This window comes from Blautia acetigignens (assembly GCF_025566865.1).
Taxonomy (GTDB): Bacteria; Bacillota; Clostridia; order Lachnospirales; family Lachnospiraceae; genus Blautia_A; species Blautia_A acetigignens.
This window is the reverse complement of the sequence record NZ_JAOQJM010000005.1, coordinates 85,849-109,807: the sequence shown is the minus strand read 5'-3', so window position 1 is coordinate 109,807 and position 23,959 is coordinate 85,849. Positions and strand designations below refer to the sequence as shown.

Annotated in this window: 21 protein-coding genes and 6 pseudogenes; 11 read left to right on the top strand and 16 right to left on the bottom strand. The window is 41.9% G+C overall.

Going from position 1 to position 23,959, the window contains the following annotated elements; translation table 11 throughout:
* Positions 1-23: 23 nt before the first annotated feature.
* From OCV70_RS08285 to OCV70_RS08260, 6 genes are all read right to left on the bottom strand, one after another.
* Positions 24-932, bottom strand: coding sequence for a hypothetical protein (locus OCV70_RS08285; protein WP_244096223.1), 909 nt, complete (start codon positions 930-932; stop codon positions 24-26).
* Positions 917-3,106, bottom strand: coding sequence for an NAD-dependent epimerase/dehydratase family protein (locus OCV70_RS08280; RefSeq protein WP_173766470.1), 2,190 nt, complete (start codon positions 3,104-3,106; stop codon positions 917-919). Before OCV70_RS08280 ends, OCV70_RS08285 begins: the two co-directional genes overlap by 16 nt.
* A 25-nt stretch (positions 3,107-3,131) precedes the next feature.
* A complete protein-coding gene (locus tag OCV70_RS08275) occupies positions 3,132-4,160 on the bottom strand; it encodes a stealth family protein (protein WP_173766468.1) in 1,029 nt (342 codons plus the stop codon).
* A gap of 3 nt (positions 4,161-4,163) precedes the next feature.
* Positions 4,164-5,519 carry a DUF4832 domain-containing protein gene (locus OCV70_RS08270; protein ID WP_244096222.1) on the bottom strand — a complete coding sequence of 452 codons (1,356 nt, stop codon included), beginning with the start codon at positions 5,517-5,519 and terminating at the stop codon, positions 4,164-4,166.
* A 29-nt stretch (positions 5,520-5,548) separates the two neighbouring features.
* Entirely contained in the window at positions 5,549-7,918 is a 2,370-nt protein-coding gene (locus OCV70_RS08265) for a hypothetical protein (protein ID WP_173766466.1), read from the bottom strand.
* 257 nt (positions 7,919-8,175) lie between these two features.
* Complete coding sequence (locus tag OCV70_RS08260; protein ID WP_262579636.1) at positions 8,176-8,745, bottom strand: substrate-binding domain-containing protein; 570 nt, start codon at positions 8,743-8,745, stop codon at positions 8,176-8,178.
* Positions 8,746-8,890: 145 nt separating this feature from the next.
* Here OCV70_RS08260 and OCV70_RS08255 point away from each other — a divergent pair.
* Positions 8,891-9,654 (top strand): annotated as a pseudogene (locus OCV70_RS08255) (IS5 family transposase).
* Between the two features lie 101 nt (positions 9,655-9,755).
* On the opposite strand, the gene OCV70_RS08250 reads toward OCV70_RS08255, so the two are convergent.
* Complete coding sequence (locus OCV70_RS08250) at positions 9,756-10,529, bottom strand: DUF134 domain-containing protein (protein ID WP_262579586.1); 774 nt, start codon at positions 10,527-10,529, stop codon at positions 9,756-9,758.
* Between the two features lie 114 nt (positions 10,530-10,643).
* Here OCV70_RS08250 and OCV70_RS08245 point away from each other — a divergent pair, with 114 nt between their 5' ends.
* Positions 10,644-11,303 (top strand): Crp/Fnr family transcriptional regulator, encoded by a 660-nt coding sequence (locus OCV70_RS08245; RefSeq protein ID WP_262579585.1) that lies wholly within the window; start codon positions 10,644-10,646, stop codon positions 11,301-11,303.
* A gap of 22 nt (positions 11,304-11,325) precedes the next feature.
* Here the strand turns inward: OCV70_RS08245 and OCV70_RS08240 are convergent, their stop codons facing one another.
* From OCV70_RS08240 to OCV70_RS08215, 7 genes and pseudogenes are all read right to left on the bottom strand, one after another.
* Entirely contained in the window at positions 11,326-13,017 is a 1,692-nt protein-coding gene (locus OCV70_RS08240) for an FAD-dependent oxidoreductase (protein ID WP_262579584.1), read from the bottom strand.
* Positions 13,018-13,056: 39 nt separating this feature from the next.
* Positions 13,057-13,362, bottom strand: coding sequence for a thioredoxin (trxA, locus tag OCV70_RS08235; protein WP_262579583.1), 306 nt, complete (start codon positions 13,360-13,362; stop codon positions 13,057-13,059).
* Positions 13,363-13,711: 349 nt separating this feature from the next.
* Positions 13,712-14,074, bottom strand: coding sequence for a type II toxin-antitoxin system HicB family antitoxin (locus tag OCV70_RS08230; protein ID WP_117567313.1), 363 nt, complete (start codon positions 14,072-14,074; stop codon positions 13,712-13,714).
* The gene (locus tag OCV70_RS08225; protein WP_055054195.1) at positions 14,058-14,315 is read right to left on the bottom strand and encodes a type II toxin-antitoxin system HicA family toxin; all 258 of its coding nucleotides are present in this window, start codon (positions 14,313-14,315) and stop codon (positions 14,058-14,060) included. The genes OCV70_RS08230 and OCV70_RS08225 overlap by 17 nt, the downstream gene beginning before the upstream one ends.
* A gap of 86 nt (positions 14,316-14,401) precedes the next feature.
* Positions 14,402-14,740: pseudogene (locus OCV70_RS19350) on the bottom strand (HEPN domain-containing protein); the annotation flags it as partial.
* Between the two features lie 54 nt (positions 14,741-14,794).
* Positions 14,795-15,028: pseudogene (locus tag OCV70_RS08220) on the bottom strand (metal-dependent transcriptional regulator); the annotation flags it as partial.
* An 11-nt stretch (positions 15,029-15,039) separates the two neighbouring features.
* Positions 15,040-15,501: pseudogene (locus OCV70_RS08215) on the bottom strand (ATP-binding cassette domain-containing protein); the annotation flags it as partial.
* A 60-nt stretch (positions 15,502-15,561) separates the two neighbouring features.
* Between OCV70_RS08215 and OCV70_RS08210 the strand changes: the two are divergent.
* The 9 genes and pseudogenes from OCV70_RS08210 to OCV70_RS08170 form a co-directional block, all read left to right on the top strand.
* Positions 15,562-15,939: pseudogene (locus OCV70_RS08210) on the top strand (hypothetical protein); the annotation flags it as partial.
* Positions 15,940-15,942: 3 nt separating this feature from the next.
* On the top strand, positions 15,943-16,101 hold the full coding sequence (locus OCV70_RS20310) for a transposon-transfer assisting family protein (protein WP_110102918.1): 159 nt from the start codon (positions 15,943-15,945) through the stop codon (positions 16,099-16,101).
* 538 nt (positions 16,102-16,639) lie between these two features.
* Positions 16,640-17,344, top strand: a complete 705-nt coding sequence (locus OCV70_RS08200) for a lantibiotic protection ABC transporter ATP-binding protein (protein WP_262579635.1) — start codon at positions 16,640-16,642, stop codon at positions 17,342-17,344.
* Positions 17,345-18,091, top strand: coding sequence for a lantibiotic immunity ABC transporter MutE/EpiE family permease subunit (locus tag OCV70_RS08195; protein WP_262579581.1), 747 nt, complete (start codon positions 17,345-17,347; stop codon positions 18,089-18,091).
* A 2-nt stretch (positions 18,092-18,093) separates the two neighbouring features.
* Entirely contained in the window at positions 18,094-18,837 is a 744-nt protein-coding gene (locus OCV70_RS08190; RefSeq protein WP_262579580.1) for a lantibiotic immunity ABC transporter MutG family permease subunit, read from the top strand.
* Positions 18,830-19,207: a NisI/SpaI family lantibiotic immunity lipoprotein gene (locus tag OCV70_RS08185; protein ID WP_262579579.1), complete on the top strand. Its 378-nt coding sequence runs from the start codon at positions 18,830-18,832 to the stop codon at positions 19,205-19,207. The genes OCV70_RS08190 and OCV70_RS08185 overlap by 8 nt, the downstream gene beginning before the upstream one ends.
* 38 nt (positions 19,208-19,245) lie before the next feature.
* The gene (locus OCV70_RS08180; RefSeq protein WP_262579578.1) at positions 19,246-19,908 is read left to right on the top strand and encodes a response regulator transcription factor; all 663 of its coding nucleotides are present in this window, start codon (positions 19,246-19,248) and stop codon (positions 19,906-19,908) included.
* Positions 19,899-21,263 (top strand): sensor histidine kinase, encoded by a 1,365-nt coding sequence (locus OCV70_RS08175; protein WP_118286031.1) that lies wholly within the window; start codon positions 19,899-19,901, stop codon positions 21,261-21,263. Before OCV70_RS08180 ends, OCV70_RS08175 begins: the two co-directional genes overlap by 10 nt.
* Positions 21,264-21,755: 492 nt before the next feature.
* Positions 21,756-22,181 carry a sigma-70 RNA polymerase sigma factor region 4 domain-containing protein gene (locus OCV70_RS08170; protein ID WP_173768475.1) on the top strand — a complete coding sequence of 142 codons (426 nt, stop codon included), beginning with the start codon at positions 21,756-21,758 and terminating at the stop codon, positions 22,179-22,181.
* Between the two features lie 70 nt (positions 22,182-22,251).
* Here OCV70_RS08170 and OCV70_RS08165 read toward each other — a convergent pair.
* Together OCV70_RS08165 and OCV70_RS08160 are read right to left on the bottom strand one after the other, a co-directional pair.
* Positions 22,252-22,977, bottom strand: a pseudogene (locus OCV70_RS08165) (recombinase family protein); the annotation flags it as partial.
* Between the two features lie 98 nt (positions 22,978-23,075).
* Positions 23,076-23,537 (bottom strand): hypothetical protein, encoded by a 462-nt coding sequence (locus tag OCV70_RS08160; protein ID WP_243280859.1) that lies wholly within the window; start codon positions 23,535-23,537, stop codon positions 23,076-23,078.
* Positions 23,538-23,959 lie beyond the last annotated feature (422 nt).

Below are 23,959 nucleotides of genomic sequence, written 5' to 3'. Positions count from 1 at the left end.
TGTTTCTTTCCGTCCTTTTTATTTCACATAAATGTTCGGATCATTTCCAGAGTTTCATTATCAATGGCAATTTCTGATTCCTTTAGTTCATCCATTACACGAAAAAAATTATCCCGGTCATTGCAGGAATAAAACAGCTTCAGCTGACAAGTAAAGCTGGACAAGGCTCTTGGATATTGTTTCATGGAACGCTGGCACCATTTACCACAGGTCTCATATTCCTTTACGTCCAGAAGGCTCTGACATATCTTTTCATACATCGTACTGCTGATTTTCTGAGAATCCAAAATCCATGCCTTTTCCAGAACCTCATCCATACGTTCTGCCATAGAATGCTGTTCCAGATCTGTAAGTACCTTTTGCTCTATAATAGGATTCATATACTCAATCAGATGAATACAGTTCTCTGCCTGCTTCTCGTCCTCAACCAGGCACAGACGGTATCTTTCATGAACGCCTGTACGAAAATCATTTAATACCTCCTGAAGAACCGATGCCGCATAATGAGCAGTTTCTGAATCTTCACTGTTTAGCGCCAGGGCAATAGCGGAAAGAGAATGTTTATAGTCTCCTCTGATCACATTCATCATAAGTGTTCGCAGGCTTTTTTTGTCTGAAACCTCCAGAGCCTCTTCCAGTGCCACCATATTTTTTTCTACATCCTCATCAGGTCGTTGAAGGGTATCTGTCCGTTCCTTGCTAAATACCACATCCGAAAGATCCATTCCCTGCGAAGCAAAAAGCTTATATAGTAAAAAGGAGCCTGATAGGAACAGCGGTCCTACCACCGGACAAAGAAGCATCATTCCTGCCTTCATCCATATGCTGGCATATTTTTCTTTTCTTCTTAGGTTCTCAAAGATCAGATAAATCACAACAACCACCAGATTTATCAGCATTAAAAGGATAAAATATCTCATTCTTTGTGACATACTGCTATATTCTCCACAACCTCCGTATTATATCCGTTCCTGTCAAATCGTTCCTGAACAAAGACAGCATTTGCTCTGGTTGTGTTTGCAAGAAGCACATACAGATTGCCGTCTGTCATCATACCAAGATAATCACTGTCTCTAAGGTGACTTGTCATTATTTCATCAATTTCCATCTGGCGATCTGGTGAAATACATATCTTTAGTAATACACATTCTGCCAGATTTCTGGTTTCTGCATTCATATATGCCTGAACCAGCGGCTCAAAGGCCTCCGGGCTGAGAATTCTGGAGCCTTCTTTATACCTTTGCGCTTCAAGAGCCTGAATATAACGCTGAGCTCTAAGAACTGCATTCTGAATCATGTAGCTGACTACAGTAAGGAAGTTCGCCTGCCCCAGAGTCATTTTTTCCCAGCTCAGTCCCCACAGCATTATAATCATCTGAATTTCATCATCTTCAAAAATTGCACACGCCATCTGCGGATACTGATCATTCATCCTTTTATTGATATATACTCTTTTTTCACTCAGAGCCTCATAAACCTCTGTCATGTCTTTATATCTGATGGAATTCCCAAGACTCCTTGCTTTTTTCGAGCTTGCTGAAAAAATACGGGCATAATCTTTATTCACCACATTATAAATAGCCGCATCTTTCGTTTGCATCAGTTTCGTTAACATTTCTACAGCATAGAAAATTACTTCATCTGGCATATACTGATCCAGTTTCGATGTAATAGAGTAAATTTTACCAATACTATCCTTATGATCAATCAGCTGCTGCTCCATAACTCCCTTTACACGAACATTGCTCTCATTAATGTCCTTGATATCTGCAATCTGTCTGGATAAATGTTCCTCCAATTCCTGACTCTCCATGCGCATTGTTCGGATCTGATCTCGCATATATCCTACTACCAGTCCCAAAATAAACAGCTGTGCCACCCATACATAAGTATTATAATCCAGAAGGATCTCTAATCCACTTCTTGTATACATCTGGCGGAACATATATCCGGCTACTGCAAGTATGGCAGAAAAGGTAGCCTGCTGCTGTCCATATATAATAGCAAACAGAAGAACATATAAAAGAAAGGGATCCAGATTGGCAAAATACCTGCTTCCAACTGTTCGGTTATTCAACATAAAAAAGGGAATAAAGCATATCAGATTTTCTGCAAAGGGAACCAGCACACTTAACAGCCATTTCCATTTATTCCACAGCTTCTGCCACCAGGACAGCTGAAGCTGATCCTCCTCCACAAACACAGCCTTATGCTTCAGCATATATGCTGCCATTTTCTCAATGATCTCATCCGGCTTTGCAAACGCATGCACGCCATATTCTTTTTCAAAGCATTTCCCGGACAGTACACATCTGCTTATATCACCTGAAGTTGTAATAACATTTGCTGTGCTATTCATAGCTTTCTGAACCATTGAAGCCAGTTCCAGTTCACTTACCACATGATCAGAGGACAGCTGATACAAAAATTTCTCATGAAGTTTATTTTTTACCACCTGATAAATAAATTCTACTGCATCATCCTCATATAAAAGAGAAAAGGAATGCTTCTCATTGGCCTCTATATATCCATTGCGCATACAGTCCAGGCACATACGCGCACAAATATTATTGATATCTTTTTTGTCTCTGGGAATACTGTAAAGATGATCCAGTCTCAGCACTACAATATCCAGATTCCTTTTTTGTCTGAAATTATCACAGATTTCTTCAGCCTGGGCAATGGTATCTGCACGCAATCCAGCACTGGAGGTCGGTGTTTCTTCTATGATTTCATCCCTGTAATCTCCGCTATATACTTCGTCGGATGACAGAAAAATCACTTTTCCCTTCTTAGCTGCTGAGAGTGCAACCAGAATGTTCATCAAATGGGAAGTAAATCGAACCGTTTCCTGTTCTGCTTCATTCCAGGAATAGTTTGTATCAAATGCTCCCATAAGAATGGTCACATCCGGATTCACGCTTTGCACAATTTCCCCCAGATTTTCACTGTCATATGGAAATTCATATTTTTCGAATACTTTCTTGTATTTGTTGTGTCTGTATTTATCTCCGGTCAGTATATAGACTCTATGTCCTTCCTTGCGAAGCTTCAAAATCAGACTATCCACGAGACTACAGGAGCCTCCTGCCAAAAGAATATTCATCTTTTTCCTTTCTCATCTCATAAAGTTACATTTCAAATAAAGATTTCTGGCTCAGTCGTTGTTCCAAGGCCCCGTTGATTTCCTTCTGCACCTTCTCAAAATCAATTGCATAATTGCTGTCATTCAAACATACCATAGGAATTTTGTGTTTTTCAATTGTTTTTGTCAGTTTGAGATTTTGATTCTCCAAATTAAAGTAACCACATAGCTTCTGCACATTTTGCGGAACAAAATCCCCCTGCAGCTTCTGGTATTCCCTAAGTACATACTGGCTTACATCCTCTTTATGGCGGAAGGCATGGCTGCACACACTTGTAAGCAGCTCCGGCTCCAGATTCCATAATGTTTCATAGGTACTTTTCTTTAAAGGTGAAGGACCATGTACTGTATAGAATCCGGTAAAGCGTGGAAATGCCAGTTCCATAATATTATATAAAAAATATGCCGGTGGATATCCTATATGAAAATAAGCTCCGGGCTGTTTCATCATATTAGGCCGCTTTTGAAAATATTTTGCCAAAAGCATTGTATTGTTCAGATAAATGTAAGGCATAACCGGATCGTCAATATTCGCCACATCCGGCTGAAATGCCAGCATGTCAACCGGTTTTCCATCCTGAAAAAAGTCCGTTTCTTTAACCTTGTCTACAAAAAACATATCGTCATTGAAATAAACAAACTTTTCCGAAAGACCTTTTATTCTGTGAAGATTCCATTCAATAGTATGGGAATTAAAAGTAGGTAAAAAATCTTTCGGAATAAATTCGTCATGTCTGACAATATTCAGCTTGGGATGTGCTATATTCAACCAATCCGGAATATGTCCCCAGGTCACAAAGTGTACTTTCCTCACCCAGGGAGCAAACTGTTCCACTCCTCGGAACCAGTATTGCAGATTATCCCAATCCCGGTATCGTTCTTTTCTGTTGTCTGTTTTCTGTATCTGTTCAGATGCCTGTGCTGCCAGATTCCGCTGTCTTTTCCATGCCGGATCATTTCCGTCAACCCAGGTAATCACAAAATCAATCTCTGATTTCTCTTCTTGTTTTTTCATAAGTCACCACAAAAAATTCTTTCCAGATTTATATTCACACTGCATTGCAAATCGAACATTCATTTTTCCTGTCATTGGATCTTCCACGCCAACGCTTATGTTATATTTTTCTCCTGCAAGCTTCAGAAGCTCTTCTGTTTTCAATAAAGTAGAGGTATGAATTGATTCGCCGGGAAGAACCGATGGCAGAAGAATTTCAACCTGCTTCTTTTCTATTGTGTTCCCAGTTTCATCAGTTACATAAAGCCAAACCTTCCAATTTTTATAAAACGGTGCAGTTCCATTGTTTTCCCAGGTAAGCTCCAATTTGGCACCACCAGGACTCCAGGACAAAATTGCTTCTGAAATCCATAAACGATAGCCCATATTTTTCAAAACAGTTTCATATCCCTGCAAAAATCCGGGATTTGCTGCATTTGGTCCCAAGAAGGTAGTATGCGATTCCCGAATCAGCTCTACGGTTTGAGAAAGGCTGGCTTCCAACATTTCTTCCATTGAAAGCGAACTGGTAAGCTCTCCGCCTACAGGAGCCGTTTTCCAGAAATCTGTCATAGAAACCAGAGCTTTTTCTTCATTTGTCTGGCTAAGATCACCACCAGCTTCAATTTCATTAAGCCATGCCGCCGTCTCACTTGGTTCCCCTGTCATATCATTATAAAGACCTGTTTTGTATTTTGCAGCATGAGAAAAGGGTCTTCGCATCAGCAGCATTGCCTCAGGAAAGGCATCCACCCAGGGCGACACATACTGTTCCCTCACATCTTCCAGTGGAAGCCTCTGAATTCCTGCGCTATAATTCACATGCCATTCTCCCCAGTGTCCAAGACTTCCAAGCTCAATATAGCTAATCAATCCATCCTGTCCCCAATGTTCTCCCATCGCTTCCACAGCTTTTCTGTGATATGCAATAAATTGTTCCTTGTTATAATCCGGGGAAAATCCCTTTCCAAATTCCACATCATACCAGGTTCCTGCCTGATCTGTTTTTTTATACAGCCATTCAGGAATATCCATATGCTTCTCTGCTCCCGGCACATCGCAGACAAATCTTAATACAATGTGTTTTCCTTCTTCGCGCCAGCGGTCAAGCTGATTCTCTTTCTCAATTTCTTCCCAGTTGTACTTTCCCTCTTCCGGCTCCAGTTCTGCCCAGGTAACATCCATATATAGCAGAGAAACATCCTCACGAACCTCTGCATTCCATGCGCAAGGGGCATAACCCATAAGTGGGTTTCCAAAAACCTCTTCTGATGGTTCATATTTTTGGATATTCCGCTGAGACAATACACAAATCGCAATACCTGTTATCATAAGCAATACCGTGCCAAACAGCAACCACTTCCATCGTTTTATTTTCAATATTTCTTCGCTCCTGTTTCAGGAAAATTTTATTCTCCCAAATTATATAAATGTTCCGGATTTTGCTTCACTACATAACATATAAAATCTTCATCTTCATAATAAACCTTAAGTTCATAAGGAAAGTGCGTTTTAAATTCCTGACACCAGTAATACATCTCCGATTCCAGAATCCTTCGGTTTCCAATAATAGAATAAGCGTCAGAAGCTTTACCCATAATTGTAAGTGATTCGCCTACCAGCTCCTCTGAAATCTCTCCGTGTTCAATATTATCTCCTACGCTTAAAACCGCAGTAGTATATTCATAATACTTTGTATATTTATCTTGCGCAAGCCATCTTGGTCCTGAAAAGAAATGATACTGCGCATAATAAATAGGATTTTTCTCTATATAGAAGAAAAGATATTCTGTAGGAATATAATAATCTTCCTGCTTGGATCTGTTATAAAATTCAAGAACTTCCTCATGTCTGGCCTCTTCTATTGACTGGTACATTTCCTCTGTTGTAGATATAATTGTATAGCTGTACTGAGGATAATCATCCATAATTTTATTTGTCAGTTCCACTGCTGAATTGTATCGTGTCAGTTCATAATATAAGTAGCCGTGAAACACTCCGAAATAATTTGTCCCTGCATAAATAGCCAGCACTCCTGCGAAGCTGATCTGGGGCATAAAGCATCCGATCTTTGTTTTTTCCAGCAGAAAAAACAGTTCGTCTGCAGGAATTGCCATCATTGCCAAAAGCAGAATCTGTTCCGGTAAACATAATCTTGCTCCTGCAATGATTTCCGGCAGTCCAAGAAACGGTGCTGCATAAAGAATCATAAACAAAACAGATGCAAATGTGATCCCTGCATACATTTCAAAAGGAATTTTTTTGAAACGTACGATAGTAATTCCCATATTTATAATACTAAGTAGTACAGCTGCCAGCGTAAAACCAATCAGCCAGTTCGCTCGGTTACCTCTGTAAAGCTGCGCATAACCATACCGATAAACTGCCTTTATATTGTCCCAAACAGTCTGTATTATTTTTTCTGCGAGAGAAGTTTTTGTCACCTCTACGTCTGTTTCATTTTTATCTGTTGCTTTTACCTGATTATGAAGCTTTGACTGCCCTGATAAAGGAGCTTCATTACTATCAGCTTCTGCAGCCTTATTTTCCTCAGTTTTTTGGCCTTGTTCCGTAACAACCTGTGCAGCTTTCGTTCTGCCCTCTTTGGTATCTGTACCATTTATAATGTTCATTCCCCAGTTCAAAGAGCCCTGAAGGGGAATTCCAGAAGCAAATGCCAGCACCATAGGTGTTGTAGAAATAATCACTCCTACAAGTATCGCAGCAGCCAAAGACCAGAAATTTCTTTTCCTGAAAATTCTGTTAATGCCAAAAACAGCAAAAGAAGCGCACAGAAAAAATGCCATGATTGTAACATAAAAATGAAGTGCGAGAGAAGCGGCCAATGAGGTCATAAATAAAAACAGATTCTCATCAAAGCCTCTTTTTTTATTTCCGTTTTCGGTATTTCGCCTCATAAAACGGACAAGATACATTACACACAAAAACAGGGTATATAAACCAAATTCCTGAGGAATGGTATACTGCAAACGGGATATTCCATAAATCTCATCCACACAGACCACATCTATTGTAAGAAATGCAGCCAGTATCAGATAAACCGTATATTTGGATCTTAATGTCTCTCTGAACAGACAATAAACCGCTGCCAACAAGGCCGTCACATGAATCTCTCCCAGAAACAGCAGACAGCTGTATATGGATACTCCAAACAGCGCATCCATACAATAAACAAAACAGTGCATTGCCTCCGGATAGACTCCTGCCGAAAAAATCTGCCCTTCCTTCAATCCATAGATCCAGGCATGATGAACATACATATCTCCCCAGCCATAGGAGTGATTCTGAAAGGCTCCATAAGAAAAATAAATAATTGCAAAAACCATAAGAACACTTAAAATGCTGTATTCGATTTTTTTTCCTTTTGTCTTCTCATCTAATTTTCCAAGCAAACCTGCAATAAGTGCTTTACACTCTCTTAGCAGATCTGCCAAAAGGGATTTCCACCCCAGGGTTCCTGCAAGAAGAGTCTGAAGCTGCCTGGATACATACTTCCGTAATTTTCCCTCGCGCAAAATTGATGCTGCAAAAATCCCATAAAAAGCGGCAAATACAATCCACCCTTTTAATATATGAAGCAAGCCCAATCCCAGGACAAGCGTGTTAAGCAACAGAACAGAAACTGTAGAGCAGAAGGCAAAACGAAAGGTCAGGCTTTTCCCGGATAGCTTTTTCCGAAAAACCACAGATGGCCATACATACATCAAAAAAGCATATCCGATAAACACTTTGATAAATTCAAGGATCCAATAAGCCATTCTTTTGCGGTACTCTCCTTTGTTTTTAGTAAAATCCTCATTTTTTTGATTTAGTATACCACATATTATTTTCACATTAAATGTTTATATTGGCAAGGGAAATAAAAATTCCGCCTTTAAATCAGCGTAAAATTACATAAAAATCACAAAAACACCATCCTGTCAAAGGAAATGCTCATTCATTTATACCAAAAGATCTCCTGAGGAAATTTCCACCCACAAGAGATCTTTTTGTATATTTTTTCACACATTCTTATTTATTTCTTATAGTCCTCTACATTTTCCTGTGTGACCTTATGATATGGTGTCCGGACATATTTTCCATCAATTAATGGAATACTATCCTTATCTCCATTGGTTGCAATGGCAAATGCAAGATTCAGCATTTCCCGGGCCTGCCCTTCTTTATCATTATAAACAGTTCCCAGCATTTCGCCATTTTCAACTGCCAAAAGTCCCGCATCTGTGCCATCAATTCCCACAACCCCCGGCCAGTCTTCTCTGGGAATCTGGGAATCACGCAGCGCATCTGCACCAACATAATACAATTCACTCCAGCGTTCCAGATCCTCTGCAACCAGCTCACGGTTAAAAAAGATAATCGGCACCTGCTTGTTCTCTGCCAGATCAGTAATTGTTGTGGGCTCTGTGCGGTCAACCAGATTTACACATATCACATCACAGCCCTTCTCGATCAGACTTTTCACCTGCTCATTTTGTGTCAGCTGGCTCTGAGAAGCATCCATCACCTCCACATTGATTGCAACGCCGGTTGCTTCCTCTTTGTCCGCCGCGTACTCTGTAAACTTCGTCATCATTTCCGAAATAAATGTGTCATACTAATCATATGTGCGAGCTGTGAAATCAGCATAGCTGATTTCCCCTAAAGTGTGTTTGAAAAATAAAAGTTGCACAAAACATATATTCGTTTACCCTTTTTCATGTTAAAATAAAGAAAAAGGGGTGTTGATTATGTTGCGCCGATACGAATTAACCGATGATGAATGGAATCGTGTTGCTCCCTTACTGCCACCTGAAAATTCTGGAAAGCAAGGTCGTCCTTCAAAATGTAATCGGACAATTCTAAATGGAATTGTTTGGATTGCTCGCAGTGGGGCTCCCTGGCGGGACCTCCCAGAACGTTATGGGGCCTGGCAAACGGTTTATTCCCGTTTTCGTAAATGGATTGAAGATGGCATCCTTGATAATATTTTTCGTGTCTTGAGCTTAGAAGCTGAATTAACGGAACTATCAATTGATGCCTCTATCGTCCAGGCTCATCAGCATAGTGCTGGAGCAAAAAAAGGGGGCCATCAAACGAAATTGGACACAGCCGTGGAGGAGCCAGCACAAAAATCCATGCAGTTGTAGATGCATACGGTTATCCGGTTTATTTTATGATCAGCGAAGGGCAGCGTAACGATATTAATTACGCAATCCCTTTGTTAGATCATGTCGACACAAACGGAAGCAATGTATTAGCTGACCGTGGATACGATAGCAACAAGCTGATTGGCTATATTTATACCCACGGTGGAGAGCCAACAATTCCTTCTAGAAAAGGAGCTAAGTTTGATCGTTATTGCGATTGGTGGCTTTACAAAGAGAGACATTTAGTAGAAAACTATTTTCTCAAATTGAAAGCGTTCCGTCGAATAGCTACGCGTTACGATAAACTGGCTTCAACCTTCTTAGGAATTATATGCATTGCCTCAATATTAATTTGGTTAAAATGAACAACTTAGAATGTTTTTCAAACACGCTCTAGCTCTCGTAAAAAAATAAACCGTGTAGAACATAAGCGTTCAATTACACGGTTTATTTTTTACTATTCTTCTTAATGACAGCTGTGACTTCCACATCCATGCTCTCCGCATGTATGTCCTTCCCCGTGGCTATGTTCGTGGTGAGAACACTTCACATCCGGATTATACTCAAGTGTTTCATTGAGAAAAGCTTCCACCGCCTTATCCGCATCTCCGGAAACTCCTCCGAAAAGCTTAATGCCTGCTGCCGCTAATGCTGTCTGTGCGCCGCCTCCAATTCCGCCACAGATCAAAACATCTGCATGCAATGCATTAAGAAATCCTGCCAATGCACCGTGTCCGCTTCCATTCGTATCTACTACCTCTGAATGTACTACTTTTCCTTCCTCTACATCATAAATCTTAAATGTCTCTGTGTGTCCAAAGTGCTGAAAAATCTGTCCGTTCTCATAGGTTACTGCTATTCTCATTATACCTTCTCCTTTTTCTACTGCATATTTTTGATAAATCTCCTGCTTGTAACATTCTCCAAAGCTGCAGTTGTTACTTTGACCATCGCAGATTCTGAAATCCCCGCCTTCGATTCTAAGTGGATGTCCGTCAATGAGTGCATCTGCTATTTTCTTCCTGGCAATCTCGTAAATTCGTTGAACCGTTGTTCTTGCGATCTGCATAGATACTGCACACTGCTCCTGGCTATAGCCTTTCTTGTCCAGAAGGCGGATTGTCTCATATTCATCTACAGTCAGAACAATAGGTGCTTTTTTCTCAGTATCGTCTGCCGGAAGGAATTCTAAAACATTGGGAAAATGGCATACTTTTCTGCATTTTACTGGTCTTGGCATAAACTGCTCCCTTCTCGCTTTTCTTACATATTAACTCTATTATGGGCATATGTCAATTATATAATTGACGTTTCTCCCTAAAACAAGTATACTATACAAAAGGAGATAACTATTATGAGCTTTGAAAATTATTTTCCGATATGGAATGAATTAAATGCAGCACAAAAGAAACTAATTTCGAACAGTTTAAGCGCACGACAGGTAAAAAGAGGAACAATTATCCATAACGGCAGCCTGGATTGCACTGGATTATTACTGGTTAAATCCGGACAGCTTCGAACTTATATACTTTCAGATGAAGGACGGGAGATTACACTTTACCGCTTGTTCGATATGGATATGTGTCTCTTATCTGCCTCATGTATCATGCGTTCTATTCAATTTGAAGTGACTATTGAGGCAGAAAAAGATACTGATCTTTGGATAATCCCTGCTGAAATCTATAAAAGTATCATGCAAGAATCTGCTCCAGTTGCAAACTATACCAATGAGTTAATGGCTACCCGTTTTTCTGATGTCATGTGGCTGATGGAACAGATCATGTGGAAAAGCCTGGATAAACGCGTTGCTTCTTTTCTATTAGAAGAAACATCCATCGAGGGAACCAATGAACTAAAAATCACCCATGAAACCATTGCCAACCACCTTGGTTCCCACAGGGAGGTTATCACTCGAATGCTCCGATATTTTCAGGAGGAAGGGCTTGTCAAACTATCCCGTGGTAAAATCACAATTCTTGATATAAAAAGACTGGAGGTGCTTCAAAAATCATAAAATAATAAATACTTTCAATTTTTTAATAATCCATTCCACATGCATGGGCTCTTTCAATTAATGCACGATCATTAACCACTGCATCATAGAAGCGAAATCCGCCAGAGAAGTTGTATGTTTCATAGCCGTTCCCTTCCAGAATACGACTGGCAATATAGCTGCGCAGCCCACTCTGGCATATCAGATAAACGGGTTTTCCCTTCTCAATTTCATTGATACGTTCCCTTAGTTCATCTACAGGAATATTTTTGAATCCATCAATATGACCTCTGCTGAATTCAGCTACAGTTCTTACATCCAGTAACACAACACTTTTATCTTCAGGAATGGTGTCTACATCTTCCAAATGCCACTGTTTCAGGGTTCCTGCTGCTATGTTGTCTATCATGAAGCCAGCCATATTTACAGGATCCTTAGCAGATGAGTACGGCGGTGCATATGCAAGATCCAGATCTTTCAGCTGGGTTGCCTTCAGTCCTGCATGGATTGCTGTTGCCAGCACATCAATACGTTTATCGACGCCTTCATATCCAATAATTTGTGCACCAAGCAAACGATAGGTTTCCTTTTCAAAAATCACCTTCATAGTCATCACTTTGCCGCCTGGATAATAACCGGCATGACTCATAGGAGAAAGAATCACTGTATCTACATGTAATCCTGCCCTTTTGGCATTGGTTTCATTAATACCTGTAGTGGCTGCTGTCATATCAAATACTTTGATAACAGAGCTTCCCTGACTGCCTAAGTAACGACTATCGCCTCCGCAAATATTATCAGCAATGATCCTTCCCTGTTTATTGGCAGGTCCTGCCAAAGAGATCAATGCATCATCACCAGTAACATAATGTTTTACCTGAACTGCATCACCTGCAGCATAAATGTCCGGTACAGAAGTTTCCATCCTGTCATTCACTATAATACTTCCCTTGATACCAAGCTCCAGGCCAGCCTCTTTTGCTAATGCTGTGTCCGGTGTAACTCCAATTGCCAGCACTACCATATCCGCATGAAGAGATGGATTATCTTTCAACAGAATCTCTACTCCATTGTCCTTTTCTTTAAATCCTTCTACTGTATAGCCCAGAACCAGTTTTATTCCATGCTTTCTCATTTCACTATGAATCATGGATGCCATATCCGAATCAAAAGGATTCATCAGCTGCTTAGGACGTTGAACAATCGTAACCTCCATGCCAAGCTCCCTCAAGTTTTCTGCCAGTTCTAAGCCAATAAAACCACCGCCAGCCAGTACGGCAGATTTTGGATGATTCTTATTAATATATTCCTTGATTCGGAAAGTATCTTCCACTGTACGAAGTGTAAAAAGTTTATCAATACCTGCTCCTTGAAGCTTCGGCTGCGTAGGCTTTGCACCTGGAGAAAGAATAAGTTTATCATAATTTTCTTCAAATATTTCATCATTCGCCAAATTCTTTACTGTAACAGTCTTACGATCCGAATGTATAGAGATAACTTCATGATGAATCTTCATATTGATACGAAATCTTTTAAAGAAATTCTCTGGTGTCTGCAGTGTAAGTTTTTCCGGGTCTGTGATTACATCTCCAATGTAGTATGGAAGTCCACAATTTGCATAAGATACGTATCCGGATCTTTCAAATACAGTAATTTCAGCATATTCGTCCAGTCTTCGTATTCTTGCTGCGGCTGTAGCTCCACCGGCTACGCCTCCTATAATTACAATTTTCATCTTGTTTTTTCACCTTTCCTGAGTAAACAGAAATACCCATTAGAGCATTTCTAAAATTGTATTCTTTGGTCTCACGCCTGAAACTCTTTGGACAATTTTTCCGTTCTTCATGACTACTAAAGTCGGGATACTCATAATACCGAACTTATTTGCCAGTTCAGGTTGTTCATCTACATTAATTTTCCCAACTTTGATGTCAACACGTTCACTTGCAATCTCCTCGACGGTAGGAGCTACCATACGACAGGGAGCGCACCAAGGAGCCCAAAAATCGAGCAGTATAGGCTTATCGGAATTCATTACCTCGTTCTGAAAATTATTTTTATTGATATTAATTGCAGACATTTTACAGTCCTCCTATCTTTTTCTTTTATGGCTTTATTATAATCTGAAGTTCATTTGTTTTCTGTGATAACATCACCATACCTTTCCAGCTCGTTTCATCGTAAGCAGGAAATACAAAAACAAAGAGACCAGAAATGCCTGTTTTCAAGGCTTTCCAGTCTCTAAATGTGTGTATTTTATTATTCAAACTCGGCAAGTCCAAAGATATTCTTAAACATATTTATTTAAGTTTTGTATCTTTTTTGCCATTATTTTATTTCAGTTGCATATATTATTTTGGCTTGCTGATTTTCTGTTGCCAATTTGTTGCCAGCTTCATTATAACTGATGCGAAAATGTTGTACAACCTTTATTTTGAGAACACTGCATCATTTCTGGAAAGTAGATACACACAATATTGATTCATGCTGATTCCTTCCCGCTGAGAATGTTCTGCCAGTGATCTGTGCAGACTTCGTGGAATTCTCAATTTAAACTGCCCAGAATAATCTTCCAAACTATCTGGTTCATGAATCTCTACGCCTTCTTCTAATGCAGCTTCAATCCATGCTTTTTTTGCATCCAGTGCATTTGCTACCGCACTCTCCACTGTCTCACCACAAGTAATGCAACCAGGCAAATCCGGATAAGAAACTACAAATCCGCCTTCATCTTTGTCTTCCACAATTTCCATACGATAGGACATTGCCATATAATCATTCAGCGTCTTCATCATTCTTCGCCTCGCTTTCTACAATCTGCCTTACCATTTCCACATATACTTTCTTGATTGGTTCGTGCTTTGGTATTGTAATTGGCATACACCCTTGTTTTCTGAAAGTGTAATGACTGCTTCCACTTCTTGGTGCATTCATTTCGTATCCGTAGCTTTCCAATACCTTCCGTAACTCATCAAATCGGAGGTCTTTCGATAAATTGCATATACGTGTTATCAGTTTATCCCACTTTGACATTTGTTATACCTCCTACGTATATTATATGTGGTGTCGTATATGGTGTCAATCTTTTTATGTATTATACATTATTTTTATAAAAATCACTATGAGAATTTTGTCTTTAAATACCTTACAAATTCAAGTGCATCCTCATGCATTTGTTTTATATCAGAAAAAGATTTCCCTCTGATTCTATTACTTGTAAATTCAACAAAGGTCTGGTGAGCAATAAGATTACGAATTGCAAAAATTTCCTGAAATGCCTTTAGTTGTCTTTCTTTCTCTTCGTTACCATTTATTTCATTATATACTTTATCCTGAAATTTCTCTCCAAAAAATTTCAATGGTTCTAACATCCGTTTTACTTCCGGTAACTGTCTGCAATCTCCCGAATCTTCAATTCTTCCAAAAGAAAATTTCTGATATACACTTTTATCTCTTTTGTCATTATCAAACCCATGTGGTCTGTCTCCATATCTATCAGACTCTCGCTGTGCATAATTTGTATATGCCTCTTCGGCAACCTCGCGGCCTACATCAGTCAGATGGAGAAAATGATCTTCGTCCATAGTGAGAAAGCCGCCGTCCCGCAAGGTAGCCACTGCATTGCACACGCTGGGTTTTGACACCTCCATGTGCCGGGCTACATCTACGGAGCGCACCATACCGAGTTTCTTTTGGAGAACAAGGATAGTTCCCAGGTAGTCCTCCCCGGACGCATGAAGTTTCATCTGAACCTCCTTTACTGAGCCAGCTTCCAGCCGATGGCCTCCTGTCTGGCCGATACAAAATCGGCATACAGGCCCTTTTGCTGGATCAGCTCCGCATGAGTGCCGCGCTGGACGATATGAGCGTTGTCCAGTACAAGGATCTGATCGGCGTTGCGGACGGTTTTCAGACGGTGGGCAATCATGATGATGGTCTTGTCATGGGTCAATGCCTCGATAGCCCGCTGCAATTCATCCTCATTCTCCGGGTCAACGCTGCTTGTTGCCTCGTCCAAAATGATGATAGGTGCGTCCTTCAGCATGGCGCGGGCGATGGAAATCCGCTGTTTCTCGCCACCGGACAAAGTACCGCCTATGGTAATCTTTCCGGCATTCACATCCCAAAAACGGGCAATCAGGTTGCACATCGTTGTCTTTCCTGCCCCGGAAGGGCCGACAATGGCCGTAGTCGTTTTTTCGGTAATGGTAAAGCTGACCTGACTATGCCCAAACGCTGTATGAAAAGAAGCTGCTGACCTATCCGAGAACGGACAGCCAAAGCCCACGTTACGGCTTTGCATGACAGCCGGATTGAAACCGAGGCCCGGCGCATCGTGGATAAGCTGAAAGATCTGTCCGCGCCCAACAGCCCCAACAAGACACATTTTATGGTGGAGATCTCACCGCACTTTGACGCACTGGCTTCCACCAAGGACAATGACCGGCTCTTTGCCATGCTGCCCTATAAGTCCCTGTGCTTTACCAGCATAAAAGACCGACACGGGGTATATGCCATGATTAACAAAGATGAGCGCCGTGATGTGAGTATTCGCAAGCCCCGGCCATCTATCCGCAAGCAGCTTGCCGACAGCAAACAGGCCACCAGCCCGAAAAAGGCGGCGGCCAGAACCAAGAAAAATGAATTGGAGGTATGAGGAATGATGCACTTTACCGTGGAAGAAGAAAATTTGATCTGTATGTACCACAACGCAGACCGACGCAGGACGATAGGCAAGATTACCGCAGCCATGCCGGGTATGGACGGGGATAGGATAAAGTATTCGCCCACCTCTGCAAACGTGCGGGAGAAGCCTTGAAACTGGCGGTTATCAGCCCCGAAAGGCGTAGGTTACAGTCATTATTAGCCCCCGAAACAGGTACAGACGCGCAGCGGGTGTATCTGTTTCGGGGGTGTGCAGGTGATAGCCGCAAAGCGGCGTAAGAGGGTGCAGCCCTCTTGATCGTTATTCTTGTTCCAGCGGGAAGCTCGGCAACGCTTCCAGCAGCTTTTCTTGTCCGTCCATCCTGATACCCCCGTCAGATTGATTTTTTCCATGATACCATATCTGGGAGTATGGAGCCAGAGAAACCGGCGATTTTCTGCTGGTAAATTCTACGCATTTAGAGCGGCACTATGGCGGGGATAGGATAAAACACTCACATACCCCGCCGACTATGCGGGAAAAACCTTGAAATATAGGGCTTTTTAAGGCCCTAAATGCGTAGGTTGGTGCTTTGTTGCGATATGCTCCACGGTTACGGTGTATTGTTCATATTCTGTTTTCGGGAATCTTTATGAAATCTTCAAAATTGCCCGGTATGCTATCCGTAAAATCAAAGAAAGGACTTGATTATATGGATATGATTTTGAAAACGACTGACCTCTGCAAAAATTTCAAGGGGCAAATGGCAGTAAACAATGTGTTACTGAACATCCGGCGCAACTCGGTTTATGGTCTGCTGGGGCCGAATGGGGCTGGCAAATCCACGATCTTAAAAATGCTCACCGGCATTTTGCGCCCCACATCGGGAAGCATCGAGTTTGACGGCCACCCGTGGAAGCGGAATGATCTGGAGCATATCGGTGCTTTGATTGAGATGCCCCCGCTTTACGAAAATCTGACTGCATACGAAAATCTCAAAGTCAGAACTACATTGCTCGGCCTGGACGATGCACGAATTAACGAGGTATTGCAAATTGTCCAGCTCACGAATACCGGCAAGAAACGGGCCGGGCAGTTTTCTCTTGGTATGAAGCAGCGGCTTGGTATTGCTATTGCATTGCTGAACAGTCCCCAGCTTTTGATTCTGGATGAACCGACTAACGGCCTTGACCCTTTAGGGATTGAGGAACTTCGAGAGTTAATTCGCTCTTTTCCCTGCAAAGGGATTACAGTTATTTTGTCCAGCCATATTCTGTCAGAAGTCCAGCAGATTGTAGATCATGTGGGTATCATTGCTGGCGGCGTCCTTGGATATGAGGGAGAGCTTCGCGCCGGTGAAGATTTGGAACAACTCTTTATGGATGTTATTCGCAGAAATGGTAAGGAGGGATATTAAATGGAGATGGCATATATTCAGGCAGAGAACCTAAAGCATAAGAGAACTTTCACAAAAACGCTGATCGTTCTGGCCCCGTTTGTAACTGCGCTTATGAACTTTTTTGCCCCTCTTTGGTTCCAGCTCAATTCTTATAATTGGTGGTATAACCTGCTTTATCCTGGATTCCTTACGCTCACCTGTGCCTTGATTGAACAGCGGGATAATGGCAAACTAAAATATCGTGCCGTTGCTTCATTGCCTGTTTCGCAGAACAAAGTCTGGAAAGCAAAAATTGGAGTGGCCGGTATTTACTCCTGTGTGGGGAATTTCATTTTCCTGGCGCTAAATCTATTGGGCGGTTTTGCAATATTAGTTATCAACGAAATTCCCCTGACAATCGGAATTTGGCAGGCTGCGGCCGGAACAGCTTGTATTGTCATTGCAAGCCTATGGGAAGTTCCGCTGTGCTTATGGTTATCAAAAAAAGTTGGTATCTTTGTCACGGTTATTCTTAATGCCGGACTTGGAAGCGTTTTAGGGATTTTCACGGCTACAACCTCTTTGTGGATGATCTGCCCGTATAGCTGGGTGCCGCATCTTATGATTTCCGTGTTAGGTATTTTGCCTAATGGTGAGCCGGTTGCAGATCAGAGTACGGCAATGGCATTTTGGATGATTATACTTGTATTGGTCATTTCGCTGGCCTGGTTTGCGGCGCTGTCATTTTTAACTGCAAGATGGTTTGAGAAAAAGGAGGTGGAGTAACTATGGTATCTGTGGTTCGCTGCTGGAAAGCAGAATATCAGAAGTGTAAACATAGCATTTTGCTCTATATGCACAGCATGATTCCGATTATATGTGCGGCGATTTTTGCGGGTTACTATCATATATCCAGATGGGAACTGGCAACCAAAATCAGTGCCTATCTGGAAGTGCTGGCCGTTGCGTTCCCGTTTCTGATCGGCATTATTGTGGGTCTGGTTGTTCAGATTGAAAATCAGGCCGGGCATTATCAGCTTTTGTTGGGAACAATCCCATCTCGCATGGCAACGTATATTGGTAAACTTGGTTTTCTGATGATCTGTGCTTTTGGCGCAACATTTTTAGCGTTAGGAACATTCGCTGCACTATATAGGGATGCTCCGGCAAGCCTTTACCTGAAAGCAGGGATTCTATTGTTGATTACCATGCTTCCCATTTACCTGATTCATTTGTTTGTGGGAATGAGCTTCGGAAAAGGTGCATCTATGGGATTGGGAATTGCAGGGAGTTTAATAGCTGCCCTTATGATAACAGGGCTTGGTGACGCTACATGGAAATATATTCCCTGGGCCTGGGGCGTTCGTGCTATGGATTACACTGTGCTTGCATGGGATAGCCCCCAACTGTATGCACAGGTAAAAACCGATTTTTTCAGCGGTATAATTATTTCTGTATGCTGCACTGTTTGTCTGCTGATTGCCAGTTTGGTTTGGTTTCATGATTGGGAGGGAGGTAAAAACAGTGAATAAAAAGTGCCTGTTTACCGTGGTAATTGTGCTTGTAAGTCTTATATGCTTATCGGCCTGCGGTGCGCTCCGCGATACCGCCGATAAAAATAAGGCGTTAAATGAATCTCTGCCGTATTATGAGCTGAACGCCGCAAACTATGATGAAATTTCATATAACGGCCTGACATATACCATAACGGATGAATGTCTTGAAATGTCAGAACTGCAAGAAGAAATCGGGCAGGTATCGAAACGCTTCAAAAATGTGGCGGGGGAAGATTTCAGTTTCGGCTACGTTTACAGTATTGTGGATGTGGATATAAGCAATGCCGTAGCTGTAAATATCAACAATGAATATCGGAAAGCTGACATTAAAAATAATGATGAGTAACCTCGACAATGTGGTATAATAGGTCGGGAGGTGATTTTTTGACCCACTTACTTGTAGTTGACGATGAAGTTTCTATCTTGGAATTGATTAAGAACAGTTTGAGGAAAGATGGATATTTGATAACAATCTGTCAAAATGCGGATGATGTAGACATCAAAAAGCTGCATTTCTATGACCTCATTCTTTTGGATGTGATGATGCCTGGCACAGACGGGTTTGAGTTTTGCAAACAGATCAGGAATATGGTAGACTGCCCGATTCTCTTTCTGACCGCAAAGACATTAGAGGAAGATATATTGTTTGGATTGGGCATCGGTGCGGATGATTATATTACGAAACCTTTTCGTATTCAGGAGCTTCGCGCCCGTGTCGCGGCACATTTACGCAGAGAAAAAAGGGAGCATCACAGCACACTTTCATTTGAGCCTGATATAAGATTTGACCTTTCCGCAAAGGTACTGTATGTTTCAGAACAGCCGGTTCCCCTTACCAAAAGCGAGTATTCAATCTGTGAATACCTTGCGAAAAACCGGGGACAGGTTTTTACAAAAGAACAAATCTATGAAGCCGTTTTCGGGTTTGATGGAATAGGCGATAACTCTACGATCTCAACGCATATAAAAAATATTCGTGCGAAATTGGAGCATTTCAAAATAAGTCCGATCAGCACCGTATGGGGGATAGGATATAAATGGGAGTGAAAAAGAAACCTACATTGAAAATATTGTTTCGCCAGTTTGCTATCTCCCTCATTGTCATGCTGGTAGCGGCAATTATTGTCCCTTCTGGTTTGGAGGGACTTGCTGTAAATGCTGGATTAGCTACAAGAGCAAATCTAAGTGAATTGCAGGTAAAAGAGATCATTCCAACGCTGACGATTGCCCCGGATATTACAAAGGTTGTGATTCCACAGGGATGCGGCTACTTAATTCTGGACAAGAACTTTAATGAGCTTTACAGCAATATGGACGATGATGAAAAAGAAATTGCCCTGCTGTACGCAAAGGGAGAATATATTGAATATGCTACGGGGAGGCAGTTTGCACTTGTTGTCCGGGAAAACGAATTTTGCGTTTTAAGGTATTATATTGGTTCTCAATTTACAGTGTCATGGCTACCGGAATATTTTCCATCTCCTGACACGCTTGCGTTTATCCTGATGGCTGTAAATTCGCTGCTGGTCATTATCATACTGACCGCCAGATTTGCTAAAAACCTGCGTACACAACTGACCCCGCTTTTTGAAGCAACTGCGGAGGTTTCAAAGCAAAACCTTGATTTTGAAGTAGGACACGCCAAAATCAAAGAGTTTGAAGATGTCCTTGCATCTTTTTCAGATATGAAAGATAATCTGAAAATTTCGTTAGAACGGCAATGGAAAACCGAACAGACACAGAAAGAGCAAATCGCCGCGCTTGCCCATGATTTGAAAACGCCTCTGACGGTTATTCAAGGAAATGCTGATTTACTCACAGAAACAAATCTTGATGATGAGCAACGATTATACGCTGGTTACGTCGTGGAAAGCTCCGGCCAGATGCAGTCATATATTCAAACCCTGATTGATATATCACGGGCGGCGGTTGGTTATCAGCTCCATATTGAAAGTATAGACTTGCCAGCGTTCATGCAGCACTTGTTCGGTTATATGGAATCACTATGCCGGACAAAAGAAATCCGGCTGCAAATGAATACTGTTTCACTCCCTCAAATGCTGAAATTTGATAGGGTGCTGATAGAACGTGCTATTATGAATGTTATCAGTAATGGGCTGGACTACTCCCCGCAAGGCGGAACGCTTTATGTGGATGTTCAGAGTAACAACGGTTTCGTGGAAATTTCAGTCACAGACGAGGGAACGGGGTTTTCTAAAGAGGCATTATGCCACGCACAGGAACGGTTCTATATGGGCGATCAAAGCCGCAATTCAAAGTTACACTTTGGTATGGGTCTATATATTACAAATTCGATTATGGAACAACATAATGGTCAGCTTATTTTAGAAAATTCAAAAGAAACCGGCGGCGCAAAGGTTACTATGAAACTTCCTTGCTGATTTTCCGATAGTGTAATGGACGTCTTTTATGTCCGTCCATTTTTCAAATCTTTATGGAATCTTCAAAAATTCCTCTTATCATGTATCTAAAGAAAAAACATCTGCCCAGCGGCAGAAAAGAAAAAAACCGCTGCTTTCTTTCTGTCATTCCCAGCAGTTAAAGGCATGGCGGCCCACGGGAGGACGCCGCCATGCTGTTTTACTATCATTATAATCTAATCCACTTCTACCGCTTAAAAAAAGCCTTACCCCGCCACGGGAATATTCCGGCTATGAGTATGAACTATACCATGTAAGAAAACAACAAAACGCTTCAAATCGTCGCCCGGTAGGTTTACGACCTGCCGGGCGATTTTTGTCGATTTTCGCGGATTGTCATTTCCGGCAAAAAATCAGATGGAAAAGGAGGCGGTCAGCAGACCAGGGCCAGCATAGGTCCCTGACAACGGACAGGATCATCCTGCTCACTCCCCACGGAAAGGGGGTGAGAAGATGAAAGTTACCCCTGATGATTACGGGAGGCGCTGCCAGTTTGACCATTTTTGCAAGCTGGTACTGTACCATGAAGCCGTTGACTACTTCCGGGAAAGGAAGCGTCAGCGTGGCCGGGAAACATCCTTTGAAACGCTGCCGCTTTCGGAACTTGACACGCTATGCACGATAGATCAGTACCCCAGCGACAGTTTTATATTTCCGGCCTATGGCTGTGAGCTTCAGATCAGCGACGGGCTGGTGGCCGCTGCCTTTGCCAGCTTGCCCCAGCCGGGACAAAGCATCTTGATACTGCATTGTGTCCTGGAACTGACGGACTGCGAGATCGGCGCGGTGGTGGGAATGTCCCGCAGCGCCGTCCAGCGGCACAGGACTAAGACGCTGGAAACCATGAGAACAAGACTGACGGGAGGTATTGCAGAATGAAGCAGGCCAGATATAAGGAGCCTTTGCCCCTTGCAGTGATCGAGGCGGCCCGCGCCGGTGACGCCGGGGCCTTGTCCTTAAAGTGCTTGCGGGTCTTGAAATTGATGGTATGCCCTAAATACTCTCGTTTTTTTAAAATGTTCACGATGGTAGATGATCCCCATCCATAGGGGTCTTTGACCGGCTTTGAACGGTTCACACCCTCGGTGAAGCGGGCAAGGTGTACGACAGGAATTTCAATCCGGTCTGTGGATAATTTGCAGGCGATCTGGTAAGGCCCATATCACTCCAGCGTGAGGGAGAATATACGGCGTACCACTTCGGCAGCTTCCTCATCTACCAGCCAATGCTCCCGTTTTTCGTCCCATAAGTAGCCGTAAATCACAGTGCCGGTCAGGTGCTTGCCACTCATGCCTTTTGACTTAAACACAAAGCGGATTTTCCGGTTGGTATCACGGGCGTAAAATTCATTCATAATGTTGCGGAACGGGGTAAAATCGTCATCGCCTTTCAGACTGTCCACACCGTCGTTGATGGCAATCAGACGAACGCCTCGCTGCCGCAAAACCTCCATAACTTGACCGACCTTCAGATAGTCGCGTCCTAACCGGCTCATGTCCTTGATGACGATTGCCTCTACACGCCCTGCCTCCACTTCCTCCATTATCGCCAAAAATCCGGGGCGGGCAAAATCCTCTAACATCTGTTTTTGGTTGGATATGGAGTTGCTCTCGCCCTGTAACTCATTGTCCCGGCTCAGGTGCTCGTACAGTGGGGTAATTTTTTCATTTCTCATGGCTGTACCTCCTGAAACAAAAATGCTCTAAGTGATTGCTTCACTAACCATGACAAAATCATGATTAAGAAGTCACTTAGAGCATATATCACCCGATTTCATGATATCATTTCTAATACAGATTTTACCGTATTTTTCAGATTCAGTCCGTCTTTTAATCCCAACCGATAGAAAAACTCTTCTGTATCTGCTCCACTGCTGAAAATTGCATTACAGTATTCCGTAATCACTTCTTCCTGTTCTGGGGATAACGTTTCCAGTAATTTCTGGTATTTCTTATCAATCTCACTTACTGGCTCTTTATCCTGCATTAACTTCCATTCTGAATATGCTTTCCCCATATGCTCTGTAATTGTCAGATTCACAAATTCCTGCACTTCCTCTGGTATGGTACTCGTAGATTCCTGTTTATCTTTCTTTTTATCATTTGATTTTTCAAGTGTCGTGTCATCAATATAACGAATGATTTCTCGAATATTTGACTTCATCGACTGCAGATATCCTTTCATCAGCACAGCTACTTTTCTAGCATCCGATTTTTCGGTTTCTTTTTCCAGCATATAAAACTCTTCCAGTTCTTTCAGGATATCGCTGAACCATGGAGTTAATATCATTGAAAAAAGGGTATAAAAAAACAGTCTGCCCTGACGGAAAATATTTCCATCAAAACAAACTGTTCTTCATATTCACACTAATTATATTTTCTGAGCATAGCTACTTTTTGCGAAAATCTCAGATAACTCCGGAAAGAAAACAAAGAAAAAAAATATTTTTTAACTCCATTTGCACTCCACTGGAACATCCAGACAGCCCGCAAAACCTTTATTTATGGGCTTTTTCGCAATTTAGTCCGCTACTCAAACTCGGCAAGTCCAGAGATGTTCTTAAATATATTTGTTTAAGTTTTATGTCTTTTTTGCCGTTATTTTATTTCAGTTGCATATATTATTTTGGCTCGCTGATTTTCTGTTGCCAATTTGTT